The following is a 16363-nucleotide window of genomic DNA, read 5'->3' as shown; positions in this document are numbered from 1 at the left end:
ATTGCGAGCATGAACTTAGAAACAGAAATCCAACAACCTACCATTTTATGCGACCCTTCCGGTAAAGTGAATCGGAATGCGATCGGCTGGTCCAAAACTCCCTTACATAGATGTAATGTAAAAGGCCACTGGCTCCGTAAGAAAAAATGGAATTACTGGTGTTTTTACGATCAAAATTTTTTGGCTTCTTTTACTGTTTCGGATATCGATTACGCAGGCGTGATCTTTTGTTATTGGTTGGATAGAAAGACCGGCGAGTTCCAAGAGTCCACTGTCATCACTCCTTTCGGAAAAGGTACTCTATTAGGGCAAACCGTTTCCAGCAGCGCTCGTTACGAAGGTAAGGAAGGATTTCTGGATTTCCAAATGGACGAAGATGGAAATTACCGGATCAAAGTCGACTTCCTAATGGGAACCCGCAAGGCCATCCAAGCGGATATTACATTAGAAGTTCCGAATCAATGGGAAAGTCTGAACGTTGTGGTTCCTTGGAATAGAAATCGTTTTCAATTCACTCATAAATTATTCGGATTGGGGGCAAAGGGGAAAGTTACGACTGCTTCTAAATCTTATGAATTCCAACCTAAAACCTCTTTCGGTGTTTTGGATTATGGAAGAGGTGTTTGGCCATATTTCAGCAAATGGAATTGGGCATCCATGTCGTATCGTCCCGGTGGCAGCGAAGTGTATGGAATGAATTTGGGCGGGGGTTGGACCGACGGAACAGGGACTACCGAGAATGCTCTTTTGATCAATGGTAGGATTTATAAAATTCCTTCCGTGATCGCTTTTGAATTCGATAAAAAAGATCCTAAAAAACCTTGGATGATCTATTCCAAGGAAAGTAAAGCGGTCGAGCTTGTATTCACTCCCGACTTCCATCGAAAGGCCTACTCCAATATGGGTTTAATTTCTTCGAAGGTGAATCAAATGATCGGAAGTTTTGACGGCGTTTTCCGGATCGGCAAAAGTGAATTTAGGATTGAAAACGGTCAAGGATGGGCGGAAGATCATATCGCTCGTTGGTAGGTTAGAATGATCCAACTTTCCGAATATTCCACGGAACCGAACGAAGATCTTTCCAGAGAAAAAGCGGAAGAACTTCGCCTTAAGGAATTGGAAAGAATAGAAGAACTTCAGATCCGTCTTTTTGCTAGTAAAAAGAAATCATTACTAATCATTCTTCAGGGAGTAGATGCATCCGGAAAAGACGGGACTGTTAAAAAACTTTTCTCTGCTTTAAATCCGTTGGGTTGTACCTGCAAGGCTTGGAAAGCTCCTACGTCCGAGGAATTAAGTCGCGACTTTCTCTGGAGAATCCATAAAGAACTTCCCGGGAAAGGTTGGATCCAGATCTTCAATCGATCTCATTACGAGGATATTCTGGTTCCGTACGTTTCTGAAAGTTTATCCAAAGATAGGCTGAAGGACAGATTAGGATTTATAGATTCTTTCGAGGAATTTGTATCAAAGGAAAATCATACTCATATCCTGAAATTTTTCCTACATATTTCCCAAGAGGAGCAGACCAAAAGAATAGAAGAAAGGTTATCCAATCCGGAAAAGAATTGGAAATTCGATCCAAGCGATCTCGAAGCTCGTAAAAATTTTAAGAAGTATCTGAGCGCGTATGAGTGGATATTTTCCCATTCAAAGGATCGTTTTCCTTGGGTAATCGTTCCTTCGAACAAAAAATGGTGCCGGGATTATTTGATCGCTAAGTCCGTCCGCAAGGAATTGGAAGATATGGATCTCAAATATCCTAAGTTGGAAGTCCTACCAGGCGGGATTTAGCCTAGTTTTCTTTTTTCATTTTTTCAAATTTTTCATAAATTAGAGGTTGACCGTTGTGGTGCGGTGCAATATGAATGGTTTGTGCGCTGCACTAAAAATGCGGCGAAAAAAGGAGAGAAAAATGGAAAAACAACTGTTGGACATTCTTAACGCCGGAATCGGACTTTTGAAATCTGGACAAGAAGGACTAGACAAAGCGAAAGTAGATTTGGAAAAAACCTACGGAGAATTAGTAGCGAAAGGTGCTGCAGACAATTCTGAAACTTCCGTAAAAATTCGCGAATCTGTGGATAAACTTTTGAACGAAATCAAAGAAGTTTCCACTGTTGCCGGTAAAAACTACGAGGAAACTCGTGGCAAGATCGTTGAGAAGTACAATCAAATCTCCGAAGAGATCAAAAAACGCGTTCCGGAAGGACAATTAGAAGCTGTTAAAGCGAAATTAACCGAAGTGGCTGAGACAATCAAAGCTACTGCAAAGGGAAAAGCTTAATTTCCGACCGAGCGGGCGAAGGGAAACCTCGCCTGCTAATTTCTTCCCACCTCTTATTTTCCACTGCTTGACATTTTCTTTTTTCGGGTGTTTTTGCTAGGGATGTTCTCCCGTCCAAAATCCGCCTCAGCGTTTTTTCCTAAATTATCCGTTCTCCTACTAATGATCCTATCTTTCCAAGTTTGGCCCCAAACAACGGAACCTTCTCCGGATAAAAATATTGAGCAAAAGCCTAGTCCTTTGAATGAACTTCCTCCTGAAAAAACTCCGACTGGACCAAGCCAGCCGGAACTTAGGGAAAAATTCAAGAACCAGATCGGAGGGTTCGCGTTAGGAAGATTCGATAGGTATTATTCTTTGCAGTTTGCCAGAATGTTGGATTCACAATGGGCAATCGGACTCAACGGATATACTAACTCTTATGTGAATCGTTTTGATAATGATACCGCTTATTCTTATTTTCTTCCGCCTCATGATTTTTACGGTAGGTTGAGAAATTATGAGGAAAAGTATTGGGGAGGAGCATTCTTCGTCCAAAGGTTCATAGCAGATTCTCCTTTTTTCGTTTCCCTTTGGTTGGGAAGAGAACATTTCCAAGAAACCCAAACGGTTCTTTATTGGGAATCCGCCGGAAATACGTATCGTTTCGAAAAAGATTCTTATAGTTCCGGACCAAGAAACTATGCCGGTTTCGGAGTCGGATTCAGATTCCAAACTTCTTCCGGTCTTTTTTTCGGTTGGGAAGGTGTATGGAGCTGGTATTCTCCTTATCATAATTCATTCTCCGTTTCCGATCTTTATTATTCGGATAGGACCGCAAGTATGGGGGATCTTTTATACAGAAAGTATGCATATCAGAATGGAGAAAGATTGCCCGGCTCCAGCTTCGGTTTGAATCTTTTTGTCGGGTGGGCCTTCTAATGACGGATCCATTTCTTCTTCCTAAACCTTGGGTAATCGCGCATAGAGGAGACAGCGGAGAATATCCCGAAAACACTATGATCTCCTTCCAAAGCGCCTGTGAACTGGGGGCCGATTGGATAGAATTGGACATCATCCATTCTGCTGATGGAAAAATAGTAGTCATTCACGACGATACCCTGGATAGAACCACCGATCAAAAAGGAGAAGTAAAACTTCTTCCTTTCGATTTGATCCGTAAAGCGGATGCGGGCGTATGGAAAGATCCAAAATTTAAAGGGGAGAAGGTGCCGGAACTTTGGGAGGTCTGGGATTTTTTAAAATCCAAAAATATAGGCCTGAATGTGGAGATCAAATCCTGCGCCTACGAAGAGATCCCGATCGAAATTCCGATCGAACAGGAACTGATCGACTATACGAAAAAAAATTCTCTTTTCCATAAAACGTTATTCTCTTCTTTCTGCTGGGACTCTTTGGTGAGACTCAGGGAATTGTCCGTAGAAGCAAAACTTGGGATCTTGATCGGAGAAGAAACTTCTTCTTGGATGGAAGCTTTAGATCTAGGTTTTAGATTGAACGTTTTCAGTTTGAATCTTTCCGCAAAGGGTCTGGACAAGGAAACTGTTTCCAAGATCCAAAAGGAAGGTTTTAACGTCTTAGTTTATACTTTGAATACGGAAGAAGAATTGAAGTTCGGAATAGATCTGGGCGTGGACGGGATCTTTACGAATTATCCGAAAAGAATGAGATCTCTTCTTACTTGATCTCTACTCTGGCAAATTGGTCCAGTTCTACTTGCCAATGATCTATCATATTTTTTAGGACAGATACTACCTGTTCGGAAGGAACATCGTAATTATCGGAGGAGAATGCGTCGGTTTCTTGAAATCCTTCTATATTTTTCAGATCTTCTCCTTCCGCTCTGAATCTATAGATCTCGAATTCTTCTGCACCTCTTGCTTCTCCGTTCTTAATGAAAAAGGGTTTGATCAGGCTCATTCTATATTTTCCGAAACGAAAACCCTGCAAAGATTGCAGGAATTTATAAGTACCTAAAGCCAATTCCAATTTCATATGATCTGAGTATTTTTCGGAACCTAGAAATGTAAGTGCAGAAGTTCCTCCGAATCCTAAGTACACCTCATATTTAGTGCCCTTATCGTCTTGGGTTTTGATGAGATCGATTTCTTTTAATCTTTCACCGAATAAAGCGAATGCTGCCATTTTGATCTTTTCTTCTTCGTTTAATTGCGCGTCGGAAAGTATCGTTCTTACTTTTTCTTGAGGTGATTTGGAACAAGAAGAGAATTGAAAAAGCGCCAAAAGGGCTAATAGTAAGTAAACAGTTGTTTTCATAAAAATTCTAAAATCGAAAACTGATCTGCCTTTTAATATGACTTATTTTCCGAAAAAAATCCATCGATAAAAATGCAATTTTGGCGTTCAAGCCTTCAAGTAACGATTTTTTTAGGAAGAAACAATCATCGACTCCCTATCCCTTAAGGTTAGGCTTATTGTCGTTAGATTAAATCTTATTATTTTGCTATAATCGTCCGACGCTCCCTCCGTTATATGTCAGAGCCATGGAAATAAATTTCCATATTTATTGAGAATTGATGTAAAACGACTTAACGTTGACGTGTCCGGAATAATCCGTTATTTGAATGGTTAATCGTTAGCCGAAACAGGGTCATCCCCGGACGAAGAAATTTATTAAAAAAACAGCAACCTAATACGAGTTTTGTCAAAAAATTTTATGTTGTGTTATGCGGAAAATTAAAAACACTTTACTACTTTTGTAAGAATATAACTGTTGTTACGTCAGTTAACATTTATGAAACCAAAGAAAGTCACTAACGATGATTTGGAAAAGATCATCGCCGGGGTAAAAACTCAAGCTGTTGAAGCGATCGGTAATTACCTCTACAAAGGATTTCGGATTCAGGTTAGTAAATACAACCTGTCTGGGGCGGAGAGGGTTCAGCTCCTTTACCAAAGGAGAAGGAAAGAAGGTCTTTGTATCGTCTGCGGCACTAAAGTAGGTAAAAAAAATCCGTCTACTGGCAGGTTGTATCGCCTCTGCGAATTCCACCGGAAGAAAATAGATAAAAAAAAGTAGTTCATAAAATCCGGAAAACGGCTGATAATCTATAAAGAGCTTTTGCTCTGGTAGGTACTCTTGTTTTCCGGATTTTATTTTAAGAGCATACGTTTTCCTTTTTCGAACAATGCTTTCAGAACGTTTCGCCTCTCCCGAATCCTAATCTTTTTCCTTATACTTTTTTCAGTCTCCTTCTCCACATTCGGCCAAGGGGAAAATCCTTCCAAACAAGGGCCATCCGATCCGGATATTCTGTTTAGGATCGCCGAAGAAGCCTATAAGGACCGTCGATTTTACAAGTCGGCTGAAAGTCTTCGTAACTTCCTGGTACTTTATCCAGGGAATCCTAAAAAAAACAGGGTACTTAACCTTCTGAAAGATTGTTTTCTGAAATTGGATCGCCCGGAGAAAGCTTTAGAAGTCAGTCTGGATCTTTATAAAATGGAACCGACTGGAGAATTCGGATTAGAATCCTACTTGGAAGCCGGGCGCCTCCTGGCCAAGATGGGAGAAATCGACCAGGCGAAGCAGATTTTCTCCTCTATTTGCAGACAATCTTACTCCAGAGCCATGGCAGAAAAAGCCGCCCTGGAATTCTCCGGCATCGATCTACTTTCGGATGGGGAAGAACCTTCTCCGGAAGGGGAATCTTGTCGCGAAAAATAAGGAAATACTCGGATTTCGGTCCGAATTCTCCGATCGCGAGCCGATACTAGTTTATAGTTGAATTCCCACGGAAGAAATTTTTAATCTCTGGTAAGTATGTCCAACGGCTTCTTTCAAATCGTGAATTACCCGAAAGGGTCCTATGTCATCGTCGAAGGCAAGAAAGAGGCACACAATTTCTTTATCATCCGACAAGGCAAGGTCAGGGTCGCCCGCGAAAACCAAGTAGTAGGAGAGGATCCGAACCAACTTTTGGGCCCGGGGGATTTTTTCGGTGTTGTCGCTGCGATGAGCCAACACGCTCAGATCGAATCTGCGATAGCTCTTACCGATGTTTCTTTAATTCAGGTAAGTTATGATCAGTTTGGAACTCTGATCCAAAAAAATACTCCGGTAGCGATGAAGATCATTCGCTACTTTTCGATGAAACTCAGACAGTTCGACTCTACGATCACTCGTCTGTCTTTCCGTACTGCAATTGAAGAAGACCCGAATCAGTTGTTTGCGATCGGTGAGTATTACTTTAACCAGAAGAACACTCTTCATGCCGCATACGCATTCCAAAAATATCTGCAATATCTTCCTAACGGTCAGTTTGCCACTCAGGCAAAATTGAAATTACAGACCGTTAATCAACCGGTTGCTCCTTCTCCGATAGATTATACCAAGTTCAATCGTGCGTACGGCGATAACGAAATGATCTTTTGCGAGCATGAGCCTGGTAGAGAATTGTATATCATCCAGCACGGAAGAGTGAAGATCACTAAGATCGTAGACTCTAACGAAGTGCTTCTCGCAGTTTTACAAAGCGGGGATATCTTCGGAGAAATGGCACTTTTAGATAATAAACCTAGATCCGCGTCGGCGATTGCCTGGGGTGAAGTGCAACTCCTTGCGATCAATAAGGCAAACTTCGAGGGAATGGTCAAGGCTCAGCCTCAATTGGCGACAAGGCTAATCACTCTTCTTTCGGAAAGGATTTGGACTGCATATAAACAGCTCGCTAACTTGCTTATTTCCGATCCTCAGGGAAGGATCGCCGATACGTTACTCACTCTTGTGGAGAAAAATAGGGTCAAAGTTATTCCTAAATCCACCTACAATTTCGAGATCGGTACTAAAGACTTGATCAAGATGGTGGGATTGACGTATCCAAAGGACGAGAACTTGGTTCTGGATCTGATCTCCAAAAACAAATTTATCAAATTAGATCAGGGGAAAATTTCCTGCACGGATCTTGTAGAATTGGAAAAATTAGTACAAGCGTTCCGGAAAAAATCCCAGATAGACGCTAAGATCAAAAAACGTGCTTAAAGTGCCCATATTGAGAGGCTCGCTTACGCAAAGCGGTCCTTAGATATTGATCCCGAAAGCTTTACAGTCAGCTTTAATCATAATCTCTACTAGTTCTTTGAACTTGACCTTAGGTTCCCAACCTAGTTTTGCTTTTGCTTTTGCAGGATCTCCTATCAGAAGATCCACTTCGGTCGGTCTGTAAAAAGAAGGATCTACTTCGATTAAAAGTTTTCCGTCTTTCTTATTATAACCCTTCTCTTGGTCTCCCTTTCCTTTCCATTCTACTTGAATGTCCAGATGTCGGAAGGATTCTTCTATAAATTCTCTGACGGTATGAGTTTCGTTGGTGGCCACAACGTAATCGTCCGGCTCTGATTGTTGTAACATCATCCACATCATATTTACGTAATCAGGTGCATATCCCCAGTCTCGTTTTGCGTCCAGGTTCCCTAAATGGATCGGCCCACCTTTTCCGGAAACCAGGCCCGCGACTCCGAGAGTGATCTTTCTGGTTACAAAACCTTCTCCCCTTCTTGGAGATTCATGATTGAATAAAATTCCGTTAGAAGCATGTAATCCGAATGCTTCTCTATAGTTTACTACCGCCCAGAATGCGTATAATTTTGCGACTGCGTAAGGAGATCTAGGATAGAAGGGAGTTTTTTCGTCCTGAGGAACGGCCTGCACTTTTCCGTACAATTCGGAAGTAGAAGCTTGGTAGAATCTGGATTTGACTCCTGTTTGTTTGATCGCATCTAAAATTCGTAAAGTTCCGACTGCGTCCACTTCCGCTGTGTACTCGGGGACTTCGAAAGAAACTCCCACATGAGATTGTGCGGCTAAGTTATAAATTTCATCCGGTTGGACTTTTTCTAGGACCCGGTTTAGGTTACTGGAATCGGTTAAGTCCCCGTAATGCAGAAAAAGGTGAGGATTTCCTCTTAGATGTTCGATCCGATCCCGATTTAAGGAACTGGTTCTGCGAACGATCCCGTGTACTTCGTATTTTTTTTCCAAAAGAAGTTCGGTAAGATAGGATCCGTCCTGTCCAGTAATCCCTGTAATAAGCGCCTTTTTCATTCTGGAACCAAAAACCCCGGCTTTGTTATTGGGGCAAGAAGGATTAGATTACCGAACCGGTCTCAAATTCCACCTTTTGTGGGACTTCCAACAAGGGGTTTAAACCGTCCCTTTTACCCAATTTTTCTTTCTGAATTCATATATAAAAATCAGGGAAAGTGATGCGATCCAAACGAATATTGCGGCCCAGATCCCAAGAGTTCCGCCTTTCCATACGATCCCGAAAAGATAAGACAGTGGAAGCATTACTACATACGTAAGAAGAATATAGATCCTAAAGACATAGTTCTGTAGACCGGCTCCTCTTAAAGCGGCACCGATAACCATGTGGTAAGCGTCTCCGATCTGAATAATTCCTAATAATAGTAACACAGGATAACATTCTTCCACCAGGGCTTGGTCCCTGGTCATCGCATACACGATCGTTTTTCCTAAGAAGATAAAACATAAACCGATGAATCCCATTACATGCGCGGAAATAAATGCGGAACGAAATGCCGAATGATATGCTAGTTTATATTTTTTGGCTCCCATGGCTTGCCCTAAGATCGTGGTCGCGGCTACTCCGAATGCGTATCCGGGTAAAAATGCAAAACTTAAGGTAGAAAACAAAACATTGGATGCTGCGACCGCAAGTACCGAGATCAATCCTTGGATCTTGGAGAAGATCACAAATGCAATATTGACAAATCCTTCTTCAAAGCCGGGAGGGAGCCCTACTTTGAAAATTTCGATCAAATGTTCTTTGCTGGGGAGAAGGTTTACTCCTTCGAAATATTCTCCTAATTTATAATAAAAAAAGAATATAGGGAATACTAAGAGCCCGGCTAGGCCAGCGATGGAAGATGCAAGGCCTGCTCCTCCGATCCCCATCGGAGAAAATCCTAGGTTTCCGTAGATCAGCATCCAATTAAAGATTATGTTTGCGATAGTAGTTACCGCCATCGAAACAAATCCTGCCTTGGTAAATCCAAGGCCGTCCATAAATCCTCTAAAACAGAATCCTAAAAAATAAAATCCGCTGCCTATAAATCTAAAGTATAAATATTCCGTTCCGAGCGCGTTGACCGTTCTTTCTGGACCGATCCAAAACATAAGCTCTTCTGAAACCCAAGGGCCGGATATGGATAGGATACATCCTAAAAATACGGAAAGATAAAGTGTAGAAACTCCTACTTTTCCGATTTCGGATTTTTTACCTTCTCCAAATCTTCTTGCGACTATGATCTGCACTCCCATGGAAAATCCGATTAGGAATGCAACAAGAGTATAATAACAGGTCCCGCCTATGCCTATGGCCGCGATCGCATTTTGGCCTAAGTATCCGACCATAACCGTATCCGTGATCCAAACTAAGGATTGGCTAAGCATTCCGAAAACAACCGGTAACGCTAAGGAAAGGATTTTAACGTTTAATCTGCTTGGGCGATAGAGTCTGAGAATTTTTTTATATAAAGGATCCAAGTAGTTTCCAGCTTTGAAAGGAGGGTTGTGCGAACAACATTTTTTCGATGAAAAACGGTTTATCCCGGTAACGATAGAGTTAGGATGACTTAAAAGTGTAGAAGGATACATGGACTCGAATCTAGGATTTGCAGATCTTCATAATCATTTATACGGTAGTCTGAAACCTGAACTTCTTAGGCAGATCGGATTGAATAATCCTTCCCCTCGTTGGGAAATTTTTACGAAACCTTTCCAGGAACTTTACGGTAGGTCCATTAACGCTGCGACATTCTTCGAAGATTATAAATCTTTGGAAGATTTTAAAAAGATCTACTTATTCAATCACCAAGGTCCTTTTCCCGAATTCCAGGCAAAGTTTAACCTGATCATTGCACTTTCTAAATTTGATCCTCAAGAGATCAAATTTGTATCCAAACATATAAGCAAGGACCAATACGAAGAAGGAGTAACTTTTGGAGAATATCGTATCATGTATTCCCCGCTCGAAACCTATGAAGGAATTTATTCTAAAACGTTAGCTGCCTGCGAAGGTTTTGAAGATGCGGAGTCCGAACTTTCAGGGAAGGCTAAATCCCGCTTAGTAGTTTCCTTGCACAGGGACGGAGAAATATTCAAAGAATACGAAATACTAAAAGAGATGATGGAGAAAGACGCCCTCATCAAAAAGTATCTAGTCGGATTAGATTTTTGTTATATTGAAGAAGGTTTTCCCCCGAAAGGGAAAAGGGAATTTTTGAAAGAAGTGCAAAAAGATAATATTGCGGAAACTTCTACAGCACTTGCGGTTCTTTATCATGTAGGGGAATCTTTCTTGGATAAAACTCTCCTTTCCGCGTCTCGATGGGTTGTAGAAACGGCTGAATGGGGGGCACATAGACTAGGGCATGCAATCGCAATCGGTTTGGATCCCTATGCATATCTTGGTAAAAAAGTTTTAGAACCGGTGTCCGAAAGAGAAGACACACTCAAATTCCAATTGGATCATTGGGAAGAAATTTCCAAATACGGAGAATTACCACCCAAAAAAAAGTTGGAATCCGAATTGGATTCGATCCGACATAAGGAGAAGGTGGAAATTTCCGTTACTGAAAACCTGGTCTCTGAAACAAAGGTTTTTCAAGAGTATTGTATGGATCGGATCAAAAATACAAACGCGGTCATCGAGTCATGCCCTAGTTCCAATGAGTATATCGGAATGGTACGAGATAAGGCTCATCATCCGTTAATCAGATTCGCTCAGAACGATCTGAAATTTACCATCTCTACCGACGATCCCGGGATTTTCGGGACCAATATTAAAGAGGAATATGATAAGGCGGAACGTTTAGGATTGGACTCCGGACTTTTGGAAAAGGTTAGAAAGAATTCTTTTCAATATACATCCGAAGTCCTTTCCGGAAGGATGAGATCCGAACAGGGAGCAGTGCTCTAAAGATGAGATCTTATTCTTTATTAAACAAGTTAGCTGCTCTTTGTATTATCTTAGCGTTTTCTTTTCCGATATTCGCTCAGAACCAAAGCGATTTTTCGGATCCGTACGATTATAATTTAAGAAATTATAAGGATGAAAAATCTCCTGATGGATTTAGGGAATATTCTCTTCCTCCTAAAATGGATAAACCTACTTTGGTAAATCCAAGAAATGTGCAAGTTCCTTTCCAAACTGGTTTGCCCATTTCTTCGGGGAGCCAAGGTACCAGAAGGACTACGAACCCGGTCCAAGGTAGAAATGACGAAGGTCTCTTTAATCCGGTCACTGGAGAAGTGAATACCGAGGCTTTGCAACGACAACAAGAGCAGGCAAGAGATCGCAAAAGAAAATTAGAAGAATTCGGGAACGATCCTCAACCTTATACCGAATCCAGGCTTCGTCGTTTTTCGATCATATTTTTTATGACACTTCCGATCGCCGCCGGTGTAGCGTATGGTGCGTTATCCGCCGTAGATCCGGGGTATCAAAAAACATTCGAGGGAGGATGGATCGTATTCGGTGTGGCTTCCACTCTTGCATTGGCAAATGCTTGGTTGGATCTAAGGGATTATGATCGTATGAAATTGGAAAACCAACCGCAAAGCCCGACTCCGAATCCGACTGTACCGGATAAACTTTCCGAAACGATCCATCCTAAAACGATCCCAGGATACGGATTGTATTCCAGAAATATGGAATACAGAATGGAATTCGAATTTTTTAGCACTCGTTTCTGATAAAATATGAATCCTCTTTTAGACCCCGATGTACGGACAAGAATAGTTTCCGAATGGGAAAGGGTCTCGCTCTTTTTTGAAGAGAATATCAAACCTTTCTTACGGTTTATATTCGGGGTCTTAGGGATTATTTCTCTTTTTATACTGATCTTTTTATACGGATTTTATTATCCGCCTGAATGGGTCCATCCACTTCGTTTAGTTACGCTAACTATCGTTTGGTATTTGGTAATCTATGAATTTTTGAGTTTTATATTCACGTTAACTCCGTATCGCGATTATTTAAAGTTTCATAAAATAGAGGCCTTTGTTGTCCTAATAGTGATCTTACAGTTCTTCTTCGAGGAAAAGATTGAATCGATTCTTTCTCAACAAAGAACGGAAGAAGTCGTACTCTTGTTCTTATCCTTAAGCCAATTGACTTTGGCATTCGGAGGGTTTGCGCACTTTTTACGAAGAGCTAGACTTTCTCTCGGAAAAATTTCTCCTTCCTTGGTAATGACAGCAAGTTTTGCGATCTTGATCTTTTTAGGAACCGCTGCCTTATGCCTTCCTAGAGCAGAAGCAAGACCGATCCCATTAGTGGATCTTTTTTTCACTGCGGTGAGTGCGGTTTGTGTCACAGGTCTTAGTACGATAGATGTTTCTCAGGATCTGACCGGGACCGGACAGGTGATCTTGATGGTGCTTGTGCAGTTAGGCGGTTTGGGACTGATGACTTTGACCGTATTCTTCGCATTGGTCTTAGAAGGACAAGTTTCCGTTACGGAAAAACTGATCGTTAAGGATCTATTTAGCCAAGAAACCATTGGAAGAGCGGGTTCCATCTTAAAACAGGTTGCTTACCAGACATTTGCGATAGAAGGGGTAGGTTCCGTTTTTTTATATTTAACATTTCCTAAAGAGTTGGGATTTTCACAAAGAGAACTTATCTTTCAGTCCGTATTTCATTCTATAACAGGATTTTGTAATGCAGGGTTTGCACTTTTTCCTAAAGGACTAGCGGACCCCCATTTGAAGGGGTCTTATTCATTACTTTCCGTATTAATGGTCCTGATCGTATTCGGAGGCTTAGGATTTCCCACGGTAAATCAACTCTTGAAAAAAATCAGATTCGATGGAGAATCTTTTAGACATCGTTTTTCTTTGGGCTCTAAACTTATCCTTATTACGACCGTCATTCTATTACTCTTTGGCTGGATTTCCTACTGGGTATTGGAAAAAAATTACAGTTTGAAGGACTTATATTGGTACGACCAGGCATTCCATTCTTTATTCTATTCGGTTACCGCAAGGACTGCAGGATTTAATACTTTGGACATCTCCTCCATGGGAATACCTATGGTGTTCGTGAGCCTATTTCTGATGTGGGTGGGCGCTTCCCCAAATTCTACAGGAGGTGGGATCAAAACTTCCACATTGGCGCTTGCCGTTTTACAGTTTTATCAATTTTTTACCGGAAAGGAAAGAGTGGATGTTTTCGGAAGAACCGTCGCGGAAAATTCTCTTTCCAGAGCCTCCGTTGCAATCGTACTTTCTATGTTTATAATATTCTTAGGTATCTTTTTTTTGGTCTGTTTCGAGAAACCTTTACCATTTCTAGATATTTGTTTCGAAGTAGTTTCCGCTTACGGGACCACCGGTCTTTCTAGAGGGGTCACTTCTCAGTTAGAGGATCCCGGAAAACTAATTTTGTGTTTTGTAATGTTTGTGGGAAGGGTTGGAGTGCTAACCGTATTATTGGCTTTTGTTCCGAAACGGAAACCCAGAAGATATTGGTATCCGGAAGAATATGTCGTGGTCGGTTAAAGGAAGGTTCGAATGAGAAAGAAAAGGATCGCAGTCATAGGCCTCGGAGATTTCGGGATCGAACTCGTAAAAAGATTATACGAAGACGGGCAAGAAGTCACCGCAGTCGATCAGGATAAAAACAAGATAGATCGTATTAGAGAATTTTCGACTTACTGTGTAGCGATCGATTCCACGGACGAATCCGAATTGAAAGAACACGGTTTGGACGAAATGGACGCTGTCGTATTGGCAATCGGGGATAATTTCGAAAATCTGATCGTGACAGCGGATGCTTTAAAAAAAATAGGAGCTATCAATATATTCGCCCGTTATCAGTCCGATCTGAATAAAAGAGTTTTGCAAATGTTAGGAATTGAGAACTTATTCAACCCGGAAGAACAAGCGGCTCATTCTATGGCGGAACAACTTGCTAATAGCAGTGTAAAAGGTGTCACCTTGCTTGGACAAGATTATAGGATTTTGGAAGCCATGGTCCCGAAACATATGCAAGGTAAAACGGTACAAGGAGCCAAACTCAGAGAAGATTGGAACTTAAATCTGATCACAGTCAAAAGACCTAAAAATACCAGAAGAAAATCTGACCGAAAAGACGAAGAAGTTTTAGGTATTCCTTCTCCTAATCTTGTATTGGCTGAAGGGGATATACTAGTGCTGTTCGGAAAAACGGAAGATCTGGAACAAATGATCGGAATTCGTTAGGTAGGTTTGTAGGTCCTTTTGAAATTTTCAAACTAAACTACCGAATTTTAAATGAAAACGATTCGATTTGGGAGTAAAATCCAATTCGATCCGGTCGAAATAATGTTATGAGAGTTCTGGTCCTCTTGCTATTATTAGGATTCAATTTTTGTTCTCCTCTCCAGGTAAAATTCCAGGTAGAGGTGGAAAGATCAGATCATATCCGCTACTACGAAAAAACCTACGCGTTTCTTCCGTTTTTAGGCCAAGCGCCGCCTATTCTGATCCGCGAGAACGAAGACTTGATCCGTGAAAAATTTGCGGAGAAGGGTTATAGGGAAGTGGATATTTCCAGAGCGGACCAATTAGTACATTATGATATATTAATTTTTCCGAGAGGAAGTGTGATCGATCATAAAGCGGATCTGGGCGCCTTCGGTGGATGGACTAGCGCCAGAGGGATGAGATACCACTCTTACGGCGGAACTTCCAGCCGATTAGCCGCAGTGCCTATTTTAGGGAGTGCTGGAGGATATTCCCCTTTTGCATTTATGGGAAATTTCGGCAATTCTCGGATTTCAGGTTCCAGCCCTTATTATGAAAACTTTTACGATGTGATCTTTAAAATAGTGATCTATGACGGAAAACGTTATAGAGGACTTCCTTCCAGCGTACTTTTAAAAGCAAACGTGGAAGGAGAAGGTAGGTCCGGGCCGATGTTCGATGTGATCCCTTATCTGATCACAGGTTTTTTTAAATCATTTCCTAATTTCGCCGGAGAAAAGCATGAAGTCATCTCCGAAGAGGAAGTTTGGAGAGGCGATTGATTATCCCATCGGATAAGGGATCTTTTTAGAGACCTCGTCTATCTTTTTTAAAATATCATCCGATAGGATCAAATTTGCGGCCTTTAAACTTTCTTCCAATTGTTCTACAGTGTTGGCCCCGATAATGGTAGAAGCCACGTAATCGTGTTGTTTGGACCAAGCAACCGAAAGAGTGGTCACGCTGATCCCTGCCTCCTTTGCGATTTCCATCAGATCTTTTGTAGAAGCAAGTGTGCCTTCGTTCAAAAAACGATTCGCCATTCTTCTTTGTCTTTCCGTAGGAAGTTTTGCATAACGCGTAAATCTTGCGTTTTCGGGTGGAGTAGGTCCGTTGTATTTTCCTGTCAGAACACCTCCTGCTAAAGGAGAGTAAGGAAGAAGGCTGATCTGCTCTCTTCTACAAATATCGGAAAGAGCATCTTCGAACCTTCTGTTCAGAATGCTGAAATTATTTTGGATGGATTCGTACCTTGCAATTTTATTCGTGCGGGAAACTTCCAGGCTTTTCATGGTTCCCCAGGCGGTTTCGTTGCTACTTCCTATATATCTGACTTTGCCTTCGTCTATCAATTCGGTCAAAGCTTCCAAGGTTTCTTCGTATCCGAAATCATGATCCGGCCAATGAGTTTGGTATAAATCTATATAATCGGTTCCGAGTCTTTTTAGACTACCTTCGATCGCAACTTTGATATTTCTGCGATCTAATGCGGTCTTACCTTCTCTCACAGGAGGAGTAAACCATCCATGACCCGGTCCACAAACCTTGGTGGCGATCAGAATAGATTCTCTCTTTTTAGTCTTCAGCCAATTGCCGAAAATTTTTTCAGTGGCGTGAACGTACTCCGCTTCCGGAGGAACAGGATAGATCTCCGCAGTATCATAAAAATCTATACCTGAATCGAAGGCCTTATCCAAAATACGATGCGCTTCCTTTTCATCACAAGTGGAACCGAAAGTCATGGTGCCCATACAAATTTCGGAAACCACCATACCGGTTTTTCCAAGCCTTCTTTTTTTCAT

General features: G+C 41.5%; 17 protein-coding genes. 13 read left to right on the top strand and 4 right to left on the bottom strand.

What is annotated here, in order from left to right:
• Positions 1-9: 9 nt before the first annotated feature.
• The 5 genes from AB3N61_RS15580 to AB3N61_RS15560 all read left to right on the top strand — a co-directional run bounded on the left by AB3N61_RS15580 (position 10) and on the right by AB3N61_RS15560 (position 3972).
• Positions 10-1029, top strand: a complete 1020-nt coding sequence (locus AB3N61_RS15580) for a DUF2804 domain-containing protein (protein ID WP_367898033.1) — start codon at positions 10-12, stop codon at positions 1027-1029.
• A 6-nt stretch (positions 1030-1035) separates the two neighbouring features.
• Entirely contained in the window at positions 1036-1794 is a 759-nt protein-coding gene (locus AB3N61_RS15575; RefSeq protein WP_020769228.1) for a PPK2 family polyphosphate kinase, read from the top strand.
• 121 nt (positions 1795-1915) lie between these two features.
• Positions 1916-2287: a phasin-related domain-containing protein gene (locus tag AB3N61_RS15570; protein WP_020769408.1), complete on the top strand. Its 372-nt coding sequence runs from the start codon at positions 1916-1918 to the stop codon at positions 2285-2287.
• Between the two features lie 102 nt (positions 2288-2389).
• Positions 2390-3208, top strand: a complete 819-nt coding sequence (locus tag AB3N61_RS15565; protein ID WP_367898032.1) for a hypothetical protein — start codon at positions 2390-2392, stop codon at positions 3206-3208.
• Positions 3208-3972, top strand: a complete 765-nt coding sequence (locus AB3N61_RS15560) for a glycerophosphodiester phosphodiesterase (RefSeq protein WP_020769142.1) — start codon at positions 3208-3210, stop codon at positions 3970-3972. The genes AB3N61_RS15565 and AB3N61_RS15560 overlap by 1 nt, the downstream gene beginning before the upstream one ends.
• Here the strand turns inward: AB3N61_RS15560 and AB3N61_RS15555 are convergent.
• Positions 3965-4564, bottom strand: coding sequence for a hypothetical protein (locus AB3N61_RS15555; protein ID WP_367898031.1), 600 nt, complete (start codon positions 4562-4564; stop codon positions 3965-3967). The two genes, AB3N61_RS15560 and AB3N61_RS15555, sit on opposite strands and share 8 nt — an antisense overlap.
• Positions 4565-5042: 478 nt before the next feature.
• On the opposite strand from AB3N61_RS15555, the gene AB3N61_RS15550 reads away from it, so the two are divergent.
• The 3 genes from AB3N61_RS15550 (at position 5043) to AB3N61_RS15540 (ending at position 7289) form a co-directional block, all read left to right on the top strand.
• Positions 5043-5327, top strand: coding sequence for an LIC10235 family protein (locus AB3N61_RS15550; protein WP_010513869.1), 285 nt, complete (start codon positions 5043-5045; stop codon positions 5325-5327).
• A gap of 60 nt (positions 5328-5387) precedes the next feature.
• The gene (locus AB3N61_RS15545; protein WP_367898030.1) at positions 5388-5975 is read left to right on the top strand and encodes a tetratricopeptide repeat protein; all 588 of its coding nucleotides are present in this window, start codon (positions 5388-5390) and stop codon (positions 5973-5975) included.
• A 96-nt stretch (positions 5976-6071) separates the two neighbouring features.
• Positions 6072-7289 (top strand): Crp/Fnr family transcriptional regulator, encoded by a 1218-nt coding sequence (locus tag AB3N61_RS15540; protein WP_020769083.1) that lies wholly within the window; start codon positions 6072-6074, stop codon positions 7287-7289.
• Between the two features lie 39 nt (positions 7290-7328).
• Here AB3N61_RS15540 and gmd read toward each other — a convergent pair whose 3' ends face one another.
• Entirely contained in the window at positions 7329-8351 is a 1023-nt protein-coding gene (gene gmd, locus AB3N61_RS15535) for a GDP-mannose 4,6-dehydratase (protein ID WP_020769182.1), read from the bottom strand.
• A gap of 99 nt (positions 8352-8450) precedes the next feature.
• A complete protein-coding gene (locus AB3N61_RS15530; protein WP_367898029.1) occupies positions 8451-9815 on the bottom strand; it encodes an MATE family efflux transporter in 1365 nt (454 codons plus the stop codon).
• A gap of 109 nt (positions 9816-9924) precedes the next feature.
• Here AB3N61_RS15530 and AB3N61_RS15525 point away from each other — a divergent pair, with 109 nt between their 5' ends.
• The 5 genes from AB3N61_RS15525 (at position 9925) to AB3N61_RS15505 (ending at position 15343) form a co-directional block, all read left to right on the top strand.
• Entirely contained in the window at positions 9925-11250 is a 1326-nt protein-coding gene (locus AB3N61_RS15525) for an adenosine deaminase (RefSeq protein WP_367898028.1), read from the top strand.
• Between the two features lie 2 nt (positions 11251-11252).
• Positions 11253-12026, top strand: coding sequence for a hypothetical protein (locus AB3N61_RS15520; protein ID WP_020769101.1), 774 nt, complete (start codon positions 11253-11255; stop codon positions 12024-12026).
• A gap of 6 nt (positions 12027-12032) precedes the next feature.
• Positions 12033-13835 (top strand): TrkH family potassium uptake protein, encoded by a 1803-nt coding sequence (locus AB3N61_RS15515; protein ID WP_020769232.1) that lies wholly within the window; start codon positions 12033-12035, stop codon positions 13833-13835.
• A gap of 12 nt (positions 13836-13847) precedes the next feature.
• Positions 13848-14537 (top strand): potassium channel family protein, encoded by a 690-nt coding sequence (locus tag AB3N61_RS15510; RefSeq protein ID WP_020769347.1) that lies wholly within the window; start codon positions 13848-13850, stop codon positions 14535-14537.
• Between the two features lie 107 nt (positions 14538-14644).
• Entirely contained in the window at positions 14645-15343 is a 699-nt protein-coding gene (locus tag AB3N61_RS15505; RefSeq protein ID WP_367898027.1) for a hypothetical protein, read from the top strand.
• Here the strand turns inward: AB3N61_RS15505 and AB3N61_RS15500 are convergent, their stop codons facing one another.
• Positions 15344-16363 carry an aldo/keto reductase gene (locus AB3N61_RS15500; protein WP_367898026.1) on the bottom strand — a complete coding sequence of 340 codons (1020 nt, stop codon included), beginning with the start codon at positions 16361-16363 and terminating at the stop codon, positions 15344-15346.

It is taken from the genome of Leptospira sp. WS58.C1 (assembly GCF_040833995.1).
Lineage (GTDB): Bacteria > Spirochaetota > Leptospiria > Leptospirales > Leptospiraceae > Leptospira_B > Leptospira_B cinconiae.
Note: the sequence above shows the minus strand (reverse complement) of the source record. Positions and strands in the feature narration are given on the sequence as shown.

Excerpts from the sequence above, each read along its gene's own strand:
- AB3N61_RS15565 (WP_367898032.1), top strand. The coding sequence starts at position 2,390 with ATGTTCTCCCGTCCAAAATCCGCCTCAGCGTTTTTTCCTAAATTATCC.
- AB3N61_RS15550 (WP_010513869.1), top strand. The coding sequence starts at position 5,043 with ATGAAACCAAAGAAAGTCACTAACGATGATTTGGAAAAGATCATCGCC.
- AB3N61_RS15515 (WP_020769232.1), top strand. The coding sequence starts at position 12,033 with ATGAATCCTCTTTTAGACCCCGATGTACGGACAAGAATAGTTTCCGAA.
- AB3N61_RS15570 (WP_020769408.1), top strand. The coding sequence starts at position 1,916 with ATGGAAAAACAACTGTTGGACATTCTTAACGCCGGAATCGGACTTTTG.
- AB3N61_RS15575 (WP_020769228.1), top strand. The coding sequence starts at position 1,036 with ATGATCCAACTTTCCGAATATTCCACGGAACCGAACGAAGATCTTTCC.
- AB3N61_RS15510 (WP_020769347.1), top strand. The coding sequence starts at position 13,848 with ATGAGAAAGAAAAGGATCGCAGTCATAGGCCTCGGAGATTTCGGGATC.
- AB3N61_RS15540 (WP_020769083.1), top strand. The coding sequence starts at position 6,072 with ATGTCCAACGGCTTCTTTCAAATCGTGAATTACCCGAAAGGGTCCTAT.
- AB3N61_RS15580 (WP_367898033.1), top strand. The coding sequence starts at position 10 with ATGAACTTAGAAACAGAAATCCAACAACCTACCATTTTATGCGACCCT.
- AB3N61_RS15505 (WP_367898027.1), top strand. The coding sequence starts at position 14,645 with ATGAGAGTTCTGGTCCTCTTGCTATTATTAGGATTCAATTTTTGTTCT.
- AB3N61_RS15500 (WP_367898026.1), bottom strand. The coding sequence starts at position 16,363 with ATGAAAAAAAGAAGGCTTGGAAAAACCGGTATGGTGGTTTCCGAAATT.
- AB3N61_RS15525 (WP_367898028.1), top strand. The coding sequence starts at position 9,925 with ATGGACTCGAATCTAGGATTTGCAGATCTTCATAATCATTTATACGGT.
- AB3N61_RS15555 (WP_367898031.1), bottom strand. The coding sequence starts at position 4,564 with ATGAAAACAACTGTTTACTTACTATTAGCCCTTTTGGCGCTTTTTCAA.
- AB3N61_RS15560 (WP_020769142.1), top strand. The coding sequence starts at position 3,208 with ATGACGGATCCATTTCTTCTTCCTAAACCTTGGGTAATCGCGCATAGA.
- gmd (WP_020769182.1), bottom strand. The coding sequence starts at position 8,351 with ATGAAAAAGGCGCTTATTACAGGGATTACTGGACAGGACGGATCCTAT.
- AB3N61_RS15520 (WP_020769101.1), top strand. The coding sequence starts at position 11,253 with ATGAGATCTTATTCTTTATTAAACAAGTTAGCTGCTCTTTGTATTATC.